Source organism: Lysinibacillus sp. LZ02, assembly GCF_050613145.1.
Lineage (GTDB): Bacteria > Bacillota > Bacilli > Bacillales_A > Planococcaceae > Lysinibacillus_B.
In genome coordinates this window covers 3,981,721-3,998,868 of the sequence record NZ_CP192507.1, presented here as the reverse complement: position 1 = coordinate 3,998,868, position 17,148 = coordinate 3,981,721, and the positions used below count along the sequence as shown (strand labels likewise).

General features: G+C 38.3%; 18 protein-coding genes and 1 pseudogene. 14 read left to right on the top strand and 5 right to left on the bottom strand.

From position 1 onward, the window contains the following. Positions 1-200: 200 nt before the first annotated feature. The 7 genes from ACQQ2I_RS19345 (at position 201) to ACQQ2I_RS19315 (ending at position 4,891) form a co-directional block, all read left to right on the top strand. Entirely contained in the window at positions 201-986 is a 786-nt protein-coding gene (locus tag ACQQ2I_RS19345; protein WP_431028368.1) for an ABC transporter ATP-binding protein, read from the top strand. Continuing rightward, complete coding sequence (locus ACQQ2I_RS19340) at positions 986-2,614, top strand: hypothetical protein (protein ID WP_431030555.1); 1,629 nt, start codon at positions 986-988, stop codon at positions 2,612-2,614. Before ACQQ2I_RS19345 ends, ACQQ2I_RS19340 begins: the two co-directional genes overlap by 1 nt. Before the next feature lie 128 nt (positions 2,615-2,742). Next, positions 2,743-3,306, top strand: a complete 564-nt coding sequence (locus ACQQ2I_RS19335; RefSeq protein ID WP_431028367.1) for an SF0329 family protein — start codon at positions 2,743-2,745, stop codon at positions 3,304-3,306. Positions 3,307-3,367: 61 nt separating this feature from the next. After that, on the top strand, positions 3,368-3,628 hold the full coding sequence (locus ACQQ2I_RS19330; protein ID WP_431028366.1) for a CPCC family cysteine-rich protein: 261 nt from the start codon (positions 3,368-3,370) through the stop codon (positions 3,626-3,628). A 54-nt stretch (positions 3,629-3,682) separates the two neighbouring features. Further along, positions 3,683-4,306: a hypothetical protein gene (locus ACQQ2I_RS19325; RefSeq protein WP_431028365.1), complete on the top strand. Its 624-nt coding sequence runs from the start codon at positions 3,683-3,685 to the stop codon at positions 4,304-4,306. Positions 4,307-4,376: 70 nt separating this feature from the next. Further along, the gene (locus ACQQ2I_RS19320) at positions 4,377-4,571 is read left to right on the top strand and encodes a hypothetical protein (protein ID WP_431028364.1); all 195 of its coding nucleotides are present in this window, start codon (positions 4,377-4,379) and stop codon (positions 4,569-4,571) included. 26 nt (positions 4,572-4,597) lie between these two features. After that, a complete protein-coding gene (locus tag ACQQ2I_RS19315; protein WP_431028362.1) occupies positions 4,598-4,891 on the top strand; it encodes a hypothetical protein in 294 nt (97 codons plus the stop codon). Positions 4,892-4,982: 91 nt separating this feature from the next. Here ACQQ2I_RS19315 and ACQQ2I_RS19310 read toward each other — a convergent pair. Beyond that, a pseudogene (locus ACQQ2I_RS19310) lies at positions 4,983-6,161 on the bottom strand (FtsW/RodA/SpoVE family cell cycle protein). 194 nt (positions 6,162-6,355) lie between these two features. On the opposite strand from ACQQ2I_RS19310, the gene ACQQ2I_RS19305 reads away from it, so the two are divergent. From ACQQ2I_RS19305 to ACQQ2I_RS19290, 4 genes are all read left to right on the top strand, one after another. Next, positions 6,356-7,390 carry an ABC transporter permease gene (locus ACQQ2I_RS19305; protein ID WP_431028361.1) on the top strand — a complete coding sequence of 345 codons (1,035 nt, stop codon included), beginning with the start codon at positions 6,356-6,358 and terminating at the stop codon, positions 7,388-7,390. Position 7,391: 1 nt separating this feature from the next. Then, entirely contained in the window at positions 7,392-8,084 is a 693-nt protein-coding gene (locus tag ACQQ2I_RS19300) for an ABC transporter ATP-binding protein (protein ID WP_431028360.1), read from the top strand. Between the two features lie 82 nt (positions 8,085-8,166). Next, entirely contained in the window at positions 8,167-8,847 is a 681-nt protein-coding gene (locus tag ACQQ2I_RS19295) for a response regulator transcription factor (protein WP_431028359.1), read from the top strand. Beyond that, positions 8,844-10,223, top strand: coding sequence for a sensor histidine kinase (locus ACQQ2I_RS19290; protein WP_431028358.1), 1,380 nt, complete (start codon positions 8,844-8,846; stop codon positions 10,221-10,223). The genes ACQQ2I_RS19295 and ACQQ2I_RS19290 overlap by 4 nt, the downstream gene beginning before the upstream one ends. Positions 10,224-10,337: 114 nt before the next feature. On the opposite strand, the gene ACQQ2I_RS19285 is transcribed toward ACQQ2I_RS19290, so the two are convergent. The 4 genes from ACQQ2I_RS19285 to ACQQ2I_RS19270 all read right to left on the bottom strand — a co-directional run bounded on the left by ACQQ2I_RS19285 (position 10,338) and on the right by ACQQ2I_RS19270 (position 13,621). After that, entirely contained in the window at positions 10,338-11,063 is a 726-nt protein-coding gene (locus ACQQ2I_RS19285; protein WP_431028357.1) for a 6-carboxyhexanoate--CoA ligase, read from the bottom strand. Beyond that, complete coding sequence (locus ACQQ2I_RS19280; RefSeq protein ID WP_431028356.1) at positions 11,056-11,544, bottom strand: hypothetical protein; 489 nt, start codon at positions 11,542-11,544, stop codon at positions 11,056-11,058. Before ACQQ2I_RS19280 ends, ACQQ2I_RS19285 begins: the two co-directional genes overlap by 8 nt. Continuing rightward, on the bottom strand, positions 11,534-12,691 hold the full coding sequence (gene bioF, locus ACQQ2I_RS19275) for an 8-amino-7-oxononanoate synthase (protein ID WP_431028355.1): 1,158 nt from the start codon (positions 12,689-12,691) through the stop codon (positions 11,534-11,536). The genes ACQQ2I_RS19280 and bioF overlap by 11 nt, the downstream gene beginning before the upstream one ends. Before the next feature lie 168 nt (positions 12,692-12,859). Continuing rightward, positions 12,860-13,621 (bottom strand): DeoR/GlpR family DNA-binding transcription regulator, encoded by a 762-nt coding sequence (locus tag ACQQ2I_RS19270; protein ID WP_431028353.1) that lies wholly within the window; start codon positions 13,619-13,621, stop codon positions 12,860-12,862. Between the two features lie 155 nt (positions 13,622-13,776). On the opposite strand from ACQQ2I_RS19270, the gene ACQQ2I_RS19265 reads away from it, so the two are divergent. Genes ACQQ2I_RS19265 through ACQQ2I_RS19255 form a run of 3 tightly spaced genes read left to right on the top strand, consistent with a single transcriptional unit; the run spans position 13,777 to position 17,147 of the window. Next, positions 13,777-14,529, top strand: a complete 753-nt coding sequence (locus ACQQ2I_RS19265; RefSeq protein ID WP_431028352.1) for an ABC transporter ATP-binding protein — start codon at positions 13,777-13,779, stop codon at positions 14,527-14,529. Continuing rightward, positions 14,522-16,216: an ABC transporter permease subunit gene (locus ACQQ2I_RS19260; RefSeq protein WP_431028351.1), complete on the top strand. Its 1,695-nt coding sequence runs from the start codon at positions 14,522-14,524 to the stop codon at positions 16,214-16,216. Before ACQQ2I_RS19265 ends, ACQQ2I_RS19260 begins: the two co-directional genes overlap by 8 nt. Beyond that, the gene (locus ACQQ2I_RS19255) at positions 16,146-17,147 is read left to right on the top strand and encodes an extracellular solute-binding protein (RefSeq protein WP_431028350.1); all 1,002 of its coding nucleotides are present in this window, start codon (positions 16,146-16,148) and stop codon (positions 17,145-17,147) included. Before ACQQ2I_RS19260 ends, ACQQ2I_RS19255 begins: the two co-directional genes overlap by 71 nt. Position 17,148: the final 1 nt, after the last annotated feature.

Below are 17,148 nucleotides of genomic sequence, written 5' to 3'. Positions count from 1 at the left end.
AATAGAACCTTTAAAAAGTTTCAAGATTATGTAAGTATATCGAAAAAGATAAAGGATTTTTCTAAATACAGTTATCCTAAACATTATTTGCATTCTACTATAATAAAATTTTGGTTATTAGAATTTGTATAATAAATATTCACATTGGAACTATTTGGTTGTTCATTCGTATATAAGAAAGACAGAAAGGAGGCTACATAATGCATGAACAAGCAATTTTGACGATTACGAATTTGACAAAGAGCTATGGCAATAAAGAGATATTAAAAGGGATTGACTTGCATGTTTCAAGAGGCGAAATTATTGGCTATATTGGTCCGAATGGTGCAGGAAAAAGTACAACGATCAAAATTATTTTAGGGATGGAAGGTGATTATGGCGGAGAAATTAAGCTGTTCGGAGAGAATATCCAGCAAGATCAGATTGAATACAAACGAAGAATTGGCTATGTACCAGAAATAGCAGATGTGTATGATAATTTAACGGGTTATGAATATTTAACCTTTATCGGTCAACTGTATGGGCTAGATTTAGAAGTGGCTACGACTAAATCCGAAACGTTAATGGGGCTATTCGGTGTTGGTGAAGCATATCATTCACGGATTTCCTCTTATTCGAAAGGAATGCGGCAAAAGCTTTTAATTATATCTAGTCTTATGCATAATCCGGATATTTTGTTTTTAGATGAACCGATTAATGGATTAGATGCGAATAGTGTCATGATTTTCAAAGAAATTTTGTCTCAATTGGCTGCGCAAGGAAAGACGATCTTTTATTCGTCTCACCTCATGGATGTTGTTGAAAAAATTAGTAGTCGTATTATTTTGTTGAATGACGGAAAAGTCGCTGCGGACGGCACATTTGCTGAGCTACAGGCAGACAATGCTACAGGAACATTGGAGGGAATCTTTAATCAGTTGACGGGTTTCGACAACTATAAGGAAATTGGCGAACAATTTGTTTCCGTTGTACAAGAGGTGTCATGATGAGGGATTTTAAAACATTAAAACTGCTGGATAACATGCGATTTCTTTTTATTAAAATGGGGGTCGATTATGAAGTTATGAGGCAAATCCTCCACATTAAGCTGACAATGGATGAGCGCAGGGTCCCGACTTTATTTAGCCAAGCAGCAACGAAAAAAAGCGAAGAAAAAAAGTACGGTTACATCAAATCTTTATGGATTTATACTTTAATCGGTCTTGTGCTGATTCCGTTTATGGCTTTTGGCGAGAACTTCCTTTTTCAGATGAGTATTACGTATGCCATCATTATTTTTATGATTATGACATCGATGATTGCGGATTTCTCTTCTGTCCTATTAGATGTCCGAGATAGAAGCATTCTTTCTACTAAGCCAATCGCTGCAAAAACGGTGAACGCAGCGAAATTCATGCATATCCTCATCTATTTAACGTATTTAACGATTGCCGTGACGGCGATTCCTCTGATCGTCGCCTTGTTCCAACAAGGTATTTTGTTCTTTCTTTTAACGGTGTTTGAGCTTGTATTAATCGATATTTTTATTGTCGTTCTTACAGCTATCTTATATATGGTGATTTTACGATTTTTTGATGGGGAAAGGCTAAAGGATATTATTAATTATGTACAAATTGCCTTGTCATTAGTACTGATGATCGGCTATCAATTCCTCGTCAGGTCCTTTGAACTTGTTAATTTAGATATCGTTATGGAGTTTCATTGGTGGAGTGTTTTTCTCATTCCGATGTGGTTTGCTGCACCGTATGAGTTACTGCTGAATGGGGATCGGTCTGTATTCACAGTCGTATTTAGCGTTTTCTCGATTGTTATGCCCATCGTATCGATTGGGCTGTACATTAAGCTAATCCCGACCTTTGAACGCAATCTGCAAAAATTATTAAATACAAGCAAGTCGAAAAAGGCAAAGCACAATCGTCTAAAGGAGTCGTTATTAAGAGTCATTTGCCGAACAAATGAGGAAAGAGCTTTTTATCGTTTTTCTTCTCTTATGCTGAAACAAGAGCGTGAGTTTAAGTTGAAAGTCTATCCATCTTTAGGGTTTTCTTTCGTTATTCCGTTCATTTTTATGTTTAATGTGATGAGAACAGACGATGTGGATTATGCGGTCAGCATGAGTTATTTAACGATTTATTTTAGTATGCTCATTATTCCGACTGCGGTGCTCATGCTTGGTCATTCGGCAACATATAAAGCGGCTTGGATTTATAAAGCGTTCCCAATCGGTAACTATACGGATTTAAAAAAAGGTAGCTTAAAAGCGTTTTTAATAAAGTTGTATATACCAATATATGTCGTTTTAAGCATGGTCTTTTGCTTTATTTATGGAACAAGGATTCTTCCTGATTTATTGGTTGTTTTAGTAGCAAGCTGTTTATACACGGTCATTTGTTATATCGGACTTGGGAGCAAAATTCCTTTTGCCAAGCCTTACAATGAAATCAACGATGCTCAAGGGTGGCAAACATTCTTGCTGCTTATTCCGATAGCCATCTTAGCGGGGATTCATTACTTCATAGCATCAAAGTTTACCTATGGCGCGGTCATTTACTTAGTTGTACTGATCGTTATGAATGTCGGTGCTTGGAAATTCTTGTTGAAACGTGGGAAGTAATATATGAGGTATTCTTTTGTTAAGAAGTATAGAATTTAATGAACTACAGAATGGTGTGATTTTAGATTTCACACCATTCTAGCGCTATTTTTTCGAAAACTGAAGGCGCAAATAAAGGGGGGATGACTTTGCAATGGAGTAAAACGAAAGCCAGACTGGAAGGCTTTTTATGTGCCAAGTTAAAGGGGCGTATCCAGCTACATGCAACGGTTTATCGTATCCATGATGGTCCGAGCAGAATATGGATCACATTTGATAAAAAAGAAATCCTGAGTGCTTCTGATCTTACATTTGCCGTAAAGCATGGGCACTTATATGAACAGATGAAAGCAGAAGTAAATTTAAGCGGCATTCCGTATAACCAAAATTGGGAAATGATGTTCCAATCTAAGGAACGACAAGCTTTAGTTGAGGCCTCAGACTATGCAGAAGAAATCCTGATGAGGCAAAGTCTTTTTGCAAGCTATCATCTGTATGCTCCATTGATGAACTATAGCAATTTATCTATCGAAGAAGCATTAAGATCAGAAAATATCATGATCCGTGCATTTTCGATGTTTGATAGAAGGCTAGGAAAACGAAAATTAAAGAAGTTGTATTTTACGGAGGATACACATCCGTTAATAATGAAATTTTACAACATACGATGTGCTGTTGAAGGAGTAGAGAAAGCGTTTTTGCGTGGATGCTAGCTACTCTATTTGAGGTGAACAACGATTTGAAAGGGACTAAAAATGAAAGAAAGGAATTGTGATGAAGTATACTTGTCCTTGCTGTGGCTACAAAACTTTGACTGAAAAGCCACCTGGTACATTTGAAATTTGTGAAATATGTGAAATATGTTATTGGGAAGATGATAATGTGCAGTTTAATCACCCTGATGTTGAAGGCGGAGCAAATGTGCCACCATTAAAGAAGGCTCAGCAAAATTACATACAATTTGGTGCTTGTGACGAAGCGAGCATTCCCTCTGTCAGAAAAGTGAAGGACCCTCATTGGAAGATTGTCATGTAAGGCATTTTTAAAGTCAGCTAGGCACATAAAGAGAATAGTATCGGAGGGATGAGGGTGTTAAAAAAATTACTGTGGATGATTCCACTTGCACTTGTATTAGGGATTGGCTTTTCGGCGTTAGACTGGCCAATATGGGTGGCACTTGTAGTGTTTGCTTTCATAGCGTCACTTGAAATACCATGGATGCTTTATATACTTTATCGATCACAAAATTTAAAGGGCATTACGAAGTATATTAATCAGCAACGGAATAATCCAATGTTTGACTATTTCTATCAATTACGTGAGGGTTCAGATGCACAGATGATTGCGGCACTCGATCGTGTGTTAGAAAAATATAACAATAAAAAGTTGCAGGCGGTATATGGTGCGAATCGCGCAGTGTTCCTAAAGGATTTTGATGCAGCCCGTCATCTAATTGCCCCTGTTGCACAAACGGAAATTGGACAATACACACTTGCGCTAGTTGCGGCACTGGAAAATGATGAGACAGAAATGAACAATTATACGGTACAAACGCCTTGGATGCAGTCGAGTTTACGTGCACAATTAGCCTTTGCTCGAGGGGATCGTTTGGCATATGAACGCCATATGAAACAGTCGATTAATGAATCTAAAGGTATTCAATATTATTCAAATATACATATGTTCGAGCGAATGAAGCGAGAAATAGAGTGAGATTTAGGAAGATGTGGCCGTCCTAATGCGCGGTAATGCAGGACAAATAAGTAGATATGGAGGGGGTATTGTGAGCAATAGCAAGCAGTCAAAGCTAGAGCAGTGGCGAGCAAAATATGCAGCGATACTGGTTGCATTAGGTTGTTTATATAGCTTCATTGTGAATTGGGGAGACAGTTGGTTTTTGACAGGGTTAATGGGGTTAGGTGTATGCATATGCGGTACAATCGGTTTTTTTGATATAAAGCGGCGTTTGAAGCGTTAGAGTAGTACATGGAAAGGGCGATAAGGATGCTCAGTAGAAAAGAAATTGAAGAATTATTACTCCAGGAAAGAAAGATTGTGCGAAAAGCGACAGCGCATGATAGAGCGATAATACTTCGACATATAGAGAGATTGTTAAACGAACATCAAGAAAATAAAGAGCGTACAATTGAACTGGTATCATTAAAAACAAGTATTGAAAATGCAGAAATTACAGTAGATGAGGAAACTGAAACGTACATTCGTTATTCTATGACTATAACAAAAGAAGAAAAGCAAATAACGTTACAAGATTCACATTGGATGATTATCCCGAAGTAAATATTGGTTGAAGGTGTATTGTTACTATAAGGTATGCTTAGGGTGAGAGCGAGTCTCTACAACGGTTTGTAGGGCCTCGCCTTTTAACGTGTTAATGTTCCTCATCTGTTGTAAACATATACTGTTTATGATGAAACCTCATGCTAAAAATGAGTCCTAAGGCGAGTGCATTGCCCATGAGTGAGCTGCCACCATAGCTAATAAACGGTAGCGGAATGCCGGTAATCGGTAGCAATTGAATTGTCATACCGATGTTTTCAAGTACATGGAATGTAATCATAGCGATGATACCTGCACAAATATAGGTACTAAACGAATCCCTCACTATAAAGGCAGTTTGTATTAAATGATAAATGAGTAAAAAGTATAAGCAGATAACTAAGCTCGCACCTAAAAATCCCTACTCTTCTCCAATGACCGTAAATATAAAATCGGTATGATTTTCTACGACATACACTTCTCGGTCTTGATAGCCCTTTCCTATAATTTCTCCTGAGCCAATCGCATTTAAAGAGGAAATGAGTTGGAATCCTTCATTGGCTGAATAAGAGTGTGGATCTAGCCAAGAATAAATTCGCCCAGAATGATATCCTCTAAAGCCAAGCTTTTCTTGTAAGAAGTTAGGCATATAAACCGCCATCCATAGTAGTAATACTGCTATTCCGCCACCGATTGCTAATGTTGGTACAATAATATACCATGAAATACCTGCGACGATAATGAGTGCTAATGTAATAGCTAAAAATACAAGTGAAGAACCAAGGTCTGGCTGATCGAAAACAAGCGCTAATGGCACGATAAGAGTTGCCGCTATTTTGGCAAGTAACATAAAGTCAGTTTTTAATGTTTTGATGGTTTCACTTTCATTGTGTACGCTAATGAGTTTCGCACAGGCGAGTATATAAAAGGTCTTCATGAATTCAGACGGCTGTATATTGCCAATTGGCGTATGATACCAGCTTTTGGCGCCGTTCACGATTTCCCCGATTTGTCCTTTTCCTTCGGGCATGAAAATTAACACTACGAGTAAAAGTACCCCAAAACCATATAAATACCACACGATTTTCTTATATTGCTCCATATCAAAAAGCATGATAAATCCAATAATACAAGCGCCCATGCCATAATAAACAATTTGCTTCAGCGCAAAATTACTGTTGATATAGCTTGATGTCTGAGCAGATGAAATGGCTAGTATACTAATGCATAAAAAGACAAGTAATATAAAGGCAAGTGTCCAATCAAATTGTTTGAGCTTTTCACGATTCATCTTTACACCCCATTTATTAACAAAATTTCCATCCACCAATGTAAACGCATTATGCATAATAAAGTTCTACTTAATGATGAAATAAGGGGTAGGGAGAGTAGGGATTACGCTCTAAAATGTAAAGCTTTGTTCATCTTCTGTTCATATAAGTCATCTATTCTAAGTGTAGAAAGAATGCGATGGGAGGAATAGATATGAACCTTGCTTTGAAAGAAATGAAGAAAAACAAAAGCAAGTTTTTGATTTTTGGTTCAATTGTTTTTTTAATTAGCTTATTAACATTTATGATATCTGGTTTAGCGAATGGTTTATCACAAGACAATGCAGCGTTAATAAAGGATTTGCCGAATGGACAGTTTTATATGAGTGCAGAGGCAGACAAATCTTATAATTTATCGAAAATCGATCGTAGCATGCAGGAGGAAGTGTTAGGCGCTCATCCAGAGGCAACAGCGCTATCAATCCAAATGGGTTTTTTAAATGATCAATATAATAAGCAGCAAAGTGTAGCTTTTGTTGCTGCTACTCATTCTGATTTATTTGAGGATGTTCAACCCGGTGAAGTGATTCTGAATCGTTCGCTTCAAGAGGATGGCATAAAGGTTGGAGATATTTTAACGAACAACCAATTGAGTGGTGAATTGGTCGTGAAAGGTTTTGTAGATGAAAAGAAATTTAGCCATGCACCAGTAGCTTTTATTAATATAGAAAATTACAAAGAAATGTACAGAGTTGAAGAGATGCAATTAATTTTCGTACCAGGCAATGAGCAGGTACAGGAAGTAAGTGGCTTGCAATTATTTTCGAATAAGGAGTTCCTGAATACGATTCCAAGTTACAATGCGGAACAGCTTTCGTTGAATATGATCGTTTGGTTCCTAGTCGTGATTAGTGGGATGCTGTTTGCCATCTTCTTCTATATGATGAATGTACAGAAATTGGGCTTATATGGCATTTTAAAAGCGATTGGTGTTAAAACAAGTACATTATTTAACATGATGTGGACACAGATGCTTTGTATTACGGCAATTGCCCTCACTATTTCTGTGGGGCTCAGTCAAGGGTTCCATGTCATTGCTCCGAAAGGAATGCCTTTTAGTTTACCGCTTGAAACAACGCTAATCTTATCGCTCGTCTTTTTAATGATCGGGTTTGTCGGTGCGACTATCTCAGGGTGGCAGATTAAAAAAATCCAACCGCTACAAGCGATTCAGCAAGGAGAGGTGTAACATGGCATTTTTTACAATGGATGAAGTGAAAAAAACGTTTAGTAACGGTGAAGTGGCGGAAGACATCTTAAAAGGTGTGAACCTTACATTAAACCAAGGGGAAATTACAGCGTTAGTAGGGGCTTCGGGTTCTGGGAAAAGTACACTTCTAACAATTGCTGCCGGATTACAGCCTGCAACAGATGGGAAAATACTATTCGAAGGAAATAATTTAAATGCAATGAATCAAGAGCAAATTCGACAAATACGGGCAAGTCAATTCGGCTTTGTGTTTCAATTTGCCCATCTTGTGCCTTTCTTGACAGTTGAAGAGCAACTTCAGCTGATGCTCGATGTTTCTGAATCCAAACAAACTAAACGTGAGCAGAAAAAAGAAATAGATGCCATTTTAAAATTAGTCGGGATGGAACATCGAAAGCAGGCCTATCCATCTTCATTATCTGGTGGGGAAAAGCAGCGAGTAGCTATTGCTCGTGCGATTATCCATAAGCCAAAAGTGCTTTTTGCAGATGAACCAACTGCGAGTTTAGATTCAACAAGATCAAAAGATGTGATGGAGTTAATCCGAGAATTAACAAAAACGCTAAACATTACGACATTAATGGTCACACATGATGAAGAAATGTTACCTTTTGCAGACCGAATCATCAAAATGAGCGACGGTCTCATTATACAAAATGAAGCTTTAGGTTAATATTTGATAGTATACTGTTTAAAATAGCTCCGCTTAGGCTGGGCTATTTTTCATATATCACGAAAGTATAGGAGAAATTGTGATGACAACAATTTTAATTGTAGATGATGATATTCATGTGTTACAGCTTGTTCGTATTTACTTATCTGAACAAGGCTATAAAGTATTGGAAGCAAAGGATGGGGTCGAGGCTTTAAAAGTCCTTCATAAAGAGCATTGTGATTTAGCAGTAGTCGATGTGATGATGCCTTTTATGGATGGTTTTACATTAACAAAGGAGATTCGCAAGCACTTCCATATCCCAATCATTTTGTTGACCGCTAAAAATCAAATTGAAGATAAGGAGCAAGGGTTTTTAGCGGGTACCGATGATTATTTAGTGAAACCGTTTGAACCAAAAGAGCTGAGCTTTCGCATTACAGCATTGCTACGCAGATACGACCATCAGGCAGATGAATCGATTATTCGTATAGGTGAAACAACGATCAATAAAAAAAGCTATGAAGTGAAAATCGGTGAGAGAACGATACTGCTACCTTTAAAGGAGTTTGAACTGTTGTTTTGGCTAATGGCCAACCCTGCACAAGTGTTTTCGAGAGATCAACTTATCGAACACATTTGGGGGCTCGATTATGAAGGGGATGAGCGTACCGTAGATGTCCATATAAAACGATTAAGAGAGCGTTTTTCTAAATGGACGGACGATTTTCAAATTAAAACGGTGCGCGGGGTTGGTTATGCGCTGGAGGTAAAACAAGCATGAAGTCCCTCTATACGAAGTTTGTGCTCATGACGATTGGGATTATGCTTTTTAGTGGCATGCTGGCCTTTTTTTTATCCAATATGTATTACCAGCAAAAATTGAAACCTTACAACGACCATAAAACAACTGTAATTGCTGAATCGATCGCCACATATACGGACGAACATCCTACGCTTGATTTACAGGAGTATTTAGAAAACATCGCTTCTATCGGCTATCAAATGTATTTAGTTGATCAGACGGGAGAAGCATCATTTTTCGGCGCGCCATTTAGAAATGAACAGTTGGCGAGCTCAGCACAAGAATATGTACTGAATGGAAATGTTTATCATGGAATTCTTTATTTTCCACGTGAAACATTTGTAACCGGTTTTTTTGCAAATGAATTAAATAATACGATTGGTGTGCCATTAACCCATAACGGAAAGCAATATGCTTTATTTTTGAGACCGAATCTAAAGCTTTTGTTTAATGAAATGCATTTACTCTTTGCAGCGCTACTCGGACTAACCGTTTTGTTAAGTATTATTTTTGTAATTATTAGTACAAAGTTTTTAGTTAAACCGATTTCAAAGTTAACAACAGCAACCACATCTCTTGCGAATGGTCATTTCAACATTCAACTAGATGATAATCGGCAAGATGAGTTAGGGGAGCTTTCGCGAAGCTTTTTACAAATGGCGAAAAAATTAGAGAGGGTAGAGGATACGAGAAAGGAATTTATCTCGAACATTTCCCATGATATTCAGTCGCCGTTATCCAATATAAAGGGTTATACAACCTTATTAGAAAATGATTCACTCAGTCATACAGAAAGAAAGCAATACATTTCCATTATCAATGGTGAAATTAAAAGGTTATCTACGTTAACGAAACAGTTATTATTACTTGCTTCATTAGACCGTAATGAAGAGATTATGCAAAAGAAACGCTTTAATGTAGGGAAGCAACTAAAAGAATTAGTACAAAATTATCAATGGGTAATAGGGGAAAAGGGCATTATGCTCAGCTACACATTACCTGATCTCGATATCAACGGAGATCCCTCCTTATTAAATACGGTTTGGGATAATTTATTAACAAACGCGATTAAGTACAATCAACCGGATGGTACGATCGATATAACGGTTGAGCAATGTGCAGCGTCCATCATTGTAACCTTTGAAGATACAGGGATTGGTTTAAGTACTACAGAAATAGACAGGATATTTGAGCGCTTTTACCGAGCGGATACTTCGCGTACACGAACAGTCGAAGGCACAGGCCTAGGTTTGTCTATCGTGTCAACGATTGTTCAGTTACATGAAGGGAAAATACATGTGGATAGTAAAGAAAATGAAGGAACTACTATTCGTGTTGAATTCCCTGTTTATTAGGTAGGTATTGGGGTCCCCGTAGTGGCGAGCAGAACATTAAGAGAATACGCATCGTTGCTTTTTAGTAGCTGATGCGTATTTTTTGCTGTATAGGGTGGGAGGAAACTTTAGCTATTATCGGCAGACAAGCAAAGGTTTTTGCTGTAGGTAGGTAATAGTCTCCTCAATATCAGTATTACCTTTTACAAAAAAGACTCGCCCACCACATTCTTCACCTTGTTTTTTCATGTGGTGAATGCGTGTATAGCCTGAAACGGCACTACCGAAATAGCCCGTTGTATAGGTAGGATCGTCAGAAATACAAAGCTCCCCAATAATCCCATCACAACTTGCCACAGCTGATGCAAGGAGTAGGGCCTCTTCAATACGTGCATTAGCGTATTGCGGAAATTGAGTACACCATTTTTCAAGGAATGGGGCATCATAGGCTATGCGCGTCACACGTACACCGCGGTTTGCTAGCAAATCAAGCCGTGCCCCAGTAGTAGCGTGTAGCAGTGCTGCCCCGCGTAAATTAGTATTAGCGTGGAGTAATTGAATCGCCTGCTTTAATGCTATTTCACTAATGCCATGTGATGTAATGAAATCCGTTAGCGCGTGCAGCGGTGTATGGCAGTGTGTTTCATTTACTTTTAGCATGGTAATCGGTACAAGTGGTTCTGTAATGGCTTCGATTGTAATATGGCAATTCGTTGGCACACCGCGGCTATGCGAAAAAGCTTTTTGCTGTAAATAGTTTACGACTTCATGAATGCGTGTAGCAGGCACGAGTGTTTCTCCACCAGAAATATGCTTATCGTGTAGCGAGGCACGCATACGTACACTGTACCAATTATTCAACTGCAACAACCTTTCTACCTTCTAATGTTTTCAGTACCACTTTATACATTGGATAGCTAATGAGTAGTGTAATAACGATGCCTGGTAAGCTCCCTAGGATAAGTGTTATATAGGGCACGCCTAGTACCTTACTTAAAATAAAACGAGAGGTAAGTACAGCAATCGGACCAGAAATTGAAATGGCAATAATATTGCGCCCAAAGCCAGCAATAATGGCGCCAACGACTAAACGGAAAATCATAGCAACTGCGACATTGATAATATTATGCATGCCAAGTAAAAATAAAATAGTGCTGGAAATCACGCCTGCCGTGAAGTATTTTTTAAAGCCGAAAACGGACATGATAACGACAGCAACAGGCGCAGAAAATTGAAATTCTGTCCCTGGAAAGCCGAGTGGAATTTTAATCATCCCAGTTATCGAAATCACTGCTGCAAGGAGAGCGATTTCTGTAATGAGACGTGCCCTGCTATTCATCATAAAAACCTCCTAGCGCCTGTAATAACAATGAAATATGCTCGCTAGTATGTTTCGCGCTCAATGTAATACGCACTCGTGCTTCTCCTTCTGGCACAGTAGGAGGGCGAATAGCCGAGGCAAAAATTCCTGCTTTATGCAAATGAGCTTGTAGTGCTAAAGCTTTTTCACTTGTTCCACATGAAACCCCGAAAATCGGTACTTCGCCACCAACAAAATGTATTTTTCTAGAATGTAGACCGTCTGCGAGCTGCTTTGTTAAATCCATTACAAGTTTTTGATGCCAAGGCTCCTCCTGCATTAGTGTAAGTGCTGTTGAAGCGGAAGCTACGACACTTGGCGGTAGCGCCGTTGTATAAATGAGCGAGCGTGCAAAGTTACGGATATAGTCAGCAAATACTTGATTCGTTGCAATGAAGCCACCCGAAGCCCCGCATGCTTTAGATAATGTGCCAATCGTAATATCAATATCACGTTCAAGTGCAAAATGATTCGCTGTACCACGTCCGTCTTCTCCGAGTATACCTGTTGCATGTGCATCATCGACGACGATGATGACATTATGAAATTGTTTTTTGAGTGCTACAATCGCTTCGAGCGGTGCAAGTGTGCCGTCCATCGAAAAAACACTATCTGTAAAAATAAACTTGCGCTGGGTAGCAGGTAAACTGGCTAATAATTCACGCAAATGCTCCACATCACGATGACGATAGACGAGATAGTTACGCTTGCTTAAACGAATCCCATCAATAATGCTGGCATGATTGAGTGTATCCGATAAAATGATATCGTCTTGTTGTACAAGCGTTGTTGGAACTGCTAAATTGGCGTCGTAGCCACTGTTAAAAAGCAAGGCGGCTTCCGTTTGTTTAAAAATCGCAATTTGTTTTTCAAGTGTGGTATGTAATAAAAAGTTGCCGGATGTAAAACGAGAGCCTGTCGATCCTGTACCCCAAATTTGTGTTGCTTTGCTAGCTGCTTCAATCATCGCCGGATGCGTCGAAAACCCAAGATAATCATTAGAGTTAAAGGATAATAGCGTATCGTTGTGCAGTTTAATATACGGCCGCTCTACAGTGGCATCGACTGGTAGTAGATTGCGTAATAAGTGATTAGCTTCAAGTGTAGCTAAACGTTCCCTATACCCCATAAACATTCACCTTCCATTTGTGTCAACTTATTTAAAATAAAGGTTAACATAAATGCTTTGTAAAATATACTGTTTCTATTAAAGCAAGAAGGGGTACTTTAAAGGTTGGATTATAGAACATAAAGAAAAGCGCAATCGCCCCGTTAACTGGGGGACTGCGCTTAGCTATTATACAGTTGTAATGATTTGTACGCCTTGTTTTTCATATTTCTTGGCGTAAACGGCATCAAGTGTATGGTCTGTTACGATATAGTCAATTTCCTTTATATCACATATTTGTACGGTTACATCTTTTTCAAATTTAGAATGATCGACGGCTACAAACACTTTTTTTGCAAGATGAATAATTTGTCTTCTCGTTTGGACTTCTTCCACATTAAAGTCAGACAGCCCTTTTTCTACTGAAATGCCACTTGTGCAAATGAATGCTTTCGAAATATTTAACCGTTCAAAATTAAACAAGAAATCATAGGCTGTAATGGAGTTTTCAGATTGACGCAGTTTCCCGCCAATAATAATTACGTTCAGTTCACTGTTTATTAACTCAAGCACAATAGGTAGAGAGTTTGTAATAACAGTTAGCTGTTTGTAATGTTTAATATATTTGGCAATATGAAATGTGGTTGTCCCACTATCTAAAAAAATAGAATCGCCTTCCTCAATGAAATTAGCACAACGCTGTGCAATCCTCTCTTTTTCAGAAAGGTTTTCTTTTAGCCTTGTTGCTAAGAGTGATTCTGCCTTATCATGCTTTACTAATTTAATGCCCCCATAAAACTTTGTGACCGCACCTTGCTCCACCAATGTTTGCACATCACGCCGAACCGTCTCCATGGATACTTGTAATACTTTACTCAAGGCAGAAAGCTTCATCATCCCTTTCTCTTCAAGCAATTCAATCATTTTTTGTTGTCTTTCGATCGGATACATGGTCATCAACCTTTCTAGAAATATAACCATATTATACAAGAGTTCAACAATACTTTGTCGCAAAGTAATCAACAATTAATAATCATTTACAATGCTTACATACAAGATTTACAAAGCTTTTCTATACTAACAGTAACAAATGTGAGGTGAAAGTTTTGTTACAGTTAAAAAATATAAGTAAAAGTTATGGGGAAAAAACGGTATTAGGAAATATTAATTTTGAAGTTGCAAATGGCGAAATTTTATCACTACTTGGTCCGAGTGGATGTGGGAAAACAACATTACTAAACATCATTCTTGGGTTAACGGAGCAAACAGGTGGTCAAATTATATATAACAATGAAGACATTAGCCATGTGCCAATGAAGAACCGTGGATTTAATATCGTCTTTCAAGATTTTGCACTGTTTCCGCATTTAACTGCGTATGAAAACATCATCTATGGACTTAAAAATCAACAAAAACAAGTGTCGAAACAAGACATTCAAGAATATATCGATTTCTTAGAGCTGGAGCCGCATTTAAATAAACGCATTAGCCAATTATCGGGTGGGCAAAAGCAGCGTGTTTCCATCGCGCGGACACTTGTCATGAAGCCTAAGATTCTATTACTAGACGAGCCGTTAAGTGCACTGGACGGTGTCATTAAAGAATCGATTAAAGAGCGTATTCAATCGATCGCACGTGATTTTGGATTAACTACCATTATCGTCACACATGATCCAGAGGAAGCACTCACTTTATCAGACAAGGTGCTTATTATTAATGACGGTCATGTGGCACAATTCGGGAAGCCTACTGAAATCGTGAACCAACCGGCCAACGCATTTGTGGAAAATTTTATTTTGAAGCAATTGCATATAAAGCGCCAAAACATTTATCGCTTGTTTGGTGAACAGTATGCTTAAAACAACACAGACAATGCGTCTATTTTATGTTCCGTTACTTATTGTTTTTGCGGTATTTCTCATTGTGCCACTAGCGTATATGCTGTGGCTGTCGTTCAGTGAAAATGGCGCATTCACATTGCAACATTATAAAGAGGTGTTCCAATCATCGTCCATTATTACTTCGATTGGGAATAGCATAACCGTTTCGCTTGTAAGTGCAGTGATGACAACTACACTCGCGTTTATTGTGGCTTACACATTATATTTTACAACGATTCACGCGACGTTTAAAAAAGGTCTGCGTTTTATCATTACGCTACCGATGTTATTGCCTACGATTACGTATGGATTTGTCCTTATCTATGTTTTTGGCAATCAAGGCGTTATCACACGGTTATTAGGTGAACCTTTGTTTTCGATTTACGGATTTAATGGCTTAGTTGTTGGGTATGTGTTGTATACATTGCCAGCTGCCTTTTTACTTATTGCAAATGGGATGGAGTATGTAGACCAACGATTTATGCTTGTATCCATTTTAATGAATGACCAGCCAATGCGTCGGTTTTACCATACGGTGTTGCGGCCACTTATTGGCACGATTGGTGGGGCGTTTATTTTATCGTTTATTTTAAGCTTTACGGATTATGGTATTCCCGCTTCAGTAGGGGGAACATATGAGGTCATTGCAACGACGCTTTACCAAACGATGCTCGGTTCCATTCCGAACTTTTCGCAAGGTGCTGTCATTGCGGTGCTGATGTTATTCCCGGCGATCATTGGTGGCATTATGCTGACGCGGATTGATAAATACAATGTGTCTTATCAATCGGTATCCAATCAAGCACCGATTTCAAATAAAATCAAAAACATTTGCTTTGGGTTCAGTAGTTCGCTTGTTGCCGTCGCGATTCTTATTATTTTTTCTACCATGTTCATCGTACCGTTTGTGTCTGTGTATCCATACAATATGAGCTTTACATTGGAACATTTAGAAGAAGCACTATCGATGAAAGATGTCACGGCGGTGTATAAAAATTCCGTCATTGTGGCAATGGGTAGTGCAGCGATAGGGGTTCTGATTGCATTTATCGCAGGGGTCATTAGTGTCAGAACAAACGTCAAGAGCAGACGATCAATCAATTGGATTTCGATTGTCACGAATACGGTTCCGGGAATGGTTTTAGGCTTATCTTATTTACTTTTCTTCAATGATAGTTCATTGAAAGGGACATTTCTCATCTTGATTTTATGTAATATCGTTCATTTCTTTACAACACCGTATTTGATGATGAAAAATGCGCTAGAAAAAATGGACCCTACTTGGGAAGTCACAGGTGCCTTATTAAAGGATTCTTGGTTTAAAACCGTTGTCCGTGTAATTGTCCCGAACATTCGGAAGACCATCATCAATGTATTTTCTTATTACTTTATTAACGCCATGGTCACCGTAAGTGGGGTCATTTTCCTAGTTAGTACGAACACGATTTTAATGTCAACGAAGATTAAAGAACTACAGCATTTTTCGAAATTCAATGAAATCTTTATTCTTTCACTCTTAATTTTATTTACTAATATTGTCGTCATGACATTTTGTAATATTTTAAATTCGATGAAAAAAAGGAGTTTATTAACAAATGAACAGCAAAGTACTAGGCCTATTCGCATCTGGAAGTTTAGCTCTATTATTGGCCGCATGTGGCGATAATCAATCAACGGCAGACAATCAAGTCATTATTTATTCCAATGCAGATGATGAAGCAATTGAAATTATGGAAAATGTTTTAGATAGCAATGGTTATGAGGATCAATATGTGATTCAATCCTTTGGTACATCAGAGCTAGGGGGAAAAATGTTGGCGGAAGGTACAAGCATTGAAGCCGACATCGTAACGATGGCTTCTTATTATATCGATAGTGCACAAGCAGAACACAATATGTTTGTTGATTTATCAGCTGAAGCAAGCACACTTGATACAGTTTCAAGCTATCAACTGCCTGTACTAGGCAACGTCGGATCGATTTTTGTGAACACACAAGTGATTGCTGACAAAGGGTTAGCGATGCCGACATCCATTAAAGATTTAACCGATCCGCAATATAAAGATTTGATTTCGATTCCTAACATTTTAGACTCTTCAACAGGCTGGTTATTAGTACAAGCGATTATTGGTGAGTACGGGGAGGAAGAAGGGAAGCAAGTATTTGCTGATTTAATTAAAAATGTTGGACCACATTTAGAAAGTTCAGGTTCTGGTCCAATTAAAAAAGTACAAACAGGCGAAGTGGCAGTTGGGTTTGGTCTACGTGCACAAGCCGTAGATGCAAATGAAGAAGGGCTACCAATCGAATATATTGATCCAACAGAAGGAAACTTTGCGCTTGTCGAATCGATTGCTGTTATTGATCAAGAAGTAGAGGAACAAGAAAAGAAAGCAAAAGAAATGGCAGAGCTTATTGCGAAAGAAGCACGTACAGAACTCATCAAACAATACCCTGTAGCGCTTTATGAGGGAGAGACGGTGAGTGCACAAGATACGCCTGCTTATTTAAAACAATGGGAATCTACATTAACAGTCGATTTATTGAAAGAACATGAAACATTCTTTAAAAACGCACAAACTCTAGGAGGTAACTAAC

Excerpts from the sequence above, each read along its gene's own strand:
- ACQQ2I_RS19345 (WP_431028368.1), top strand. The coding sequence starts at position 201 with ATGCATGAACAAGCAATTTTGACGATTACGAATTTGACAAAGAGCTAT.
- ACQQ2I_RS19340 (WP_431030555.1), top strand. The coding sequence starts at position 986 with ATGAGGGATTTTAAAACATTAAAACTGCTGGATAACATGCGATTTCTT.
- ACQQ2I_RS19330 (WP_431028366.1), top strand. The coding sequence starts at position 3,368 with ATGAAGTATACTTGTCCTTGCTGTGGCTACAAAACTTTGACTGAAAAG.
- ACQQ2I_RS19315 (WP_431028362.1), top strand. The coding sequence starts at position 4,598 with ATGCTCAGTAGAAAAGAAATTGAAGAATTATTACTCCAGGAAAGAAAG.
- ACQQ2I_RS19305 (WP_431028361.1), top strand. The coding sequence starts at position 6,356 with ATGAACCTTGCTTTGAAAGAAATGAAGAAAAACAAAAGCAAGTTTTTG.
- ACQQ2I_RS19300 (WP_431028360.1), top strand. The coding sequence starts at position 7,392 with ATGGCATTTTTTACAATGGATGAAGTGAAAAAAACGTTTAGTAACGGT.
- ACQQ2I_RS19295 (WP_431028359.1), top strand. The coding sequence starts at position 8,167 with ATGACAACAATTTTAATTGTAGATGATGATATTCATGTGTTACAGCTT.
- ACQQ2I_RS19290 (WP_431028358.1), top strand. The coding sequence starts at position 8,844 with ATGAAGTCCCTCTATACGAAGTTTGTGCTCATGACGATTGGGATTATG.
- ACQQ2I_RS19280 (WP_431028356.1), bottom strand. The coding sequence starts at position 11,544 with ATGATGAATAGCAGGGCACGTCTCATTACAGAAATCGCTCTCCTTGCA.
- bioF (WP_431028355.1), bottom strand. The coding sequence starts at position 12,691 with ATGGGGTATAGGGAACGTTTAGCTACACTTGAAGCTAATCACTTATTA.
- ACQQ2I_RS19270 (WP_431028353.1), bottom strand. The coding sequence starts at position 13,621 with ATGTATCCGATCGAAAGACAACAAAAAATGATTGAATTGCTTGAAGAG.
- ACQQ2I_RS19260 (WP_431028351.1), top strand. The coding sequence starts at position 14,522 with ATGCTTAAAACAACACAGACAATGCGTCTATTTTATGTTCCGTTACTT.
- ACQQ2I_RS19255 (WP_431028350.1), top strand. The coding sequence starts at position 16,146 with ATGAACAGCAAAGTACTAGGCCTATTCGCATCTGGAAGTTTAGCTCTA.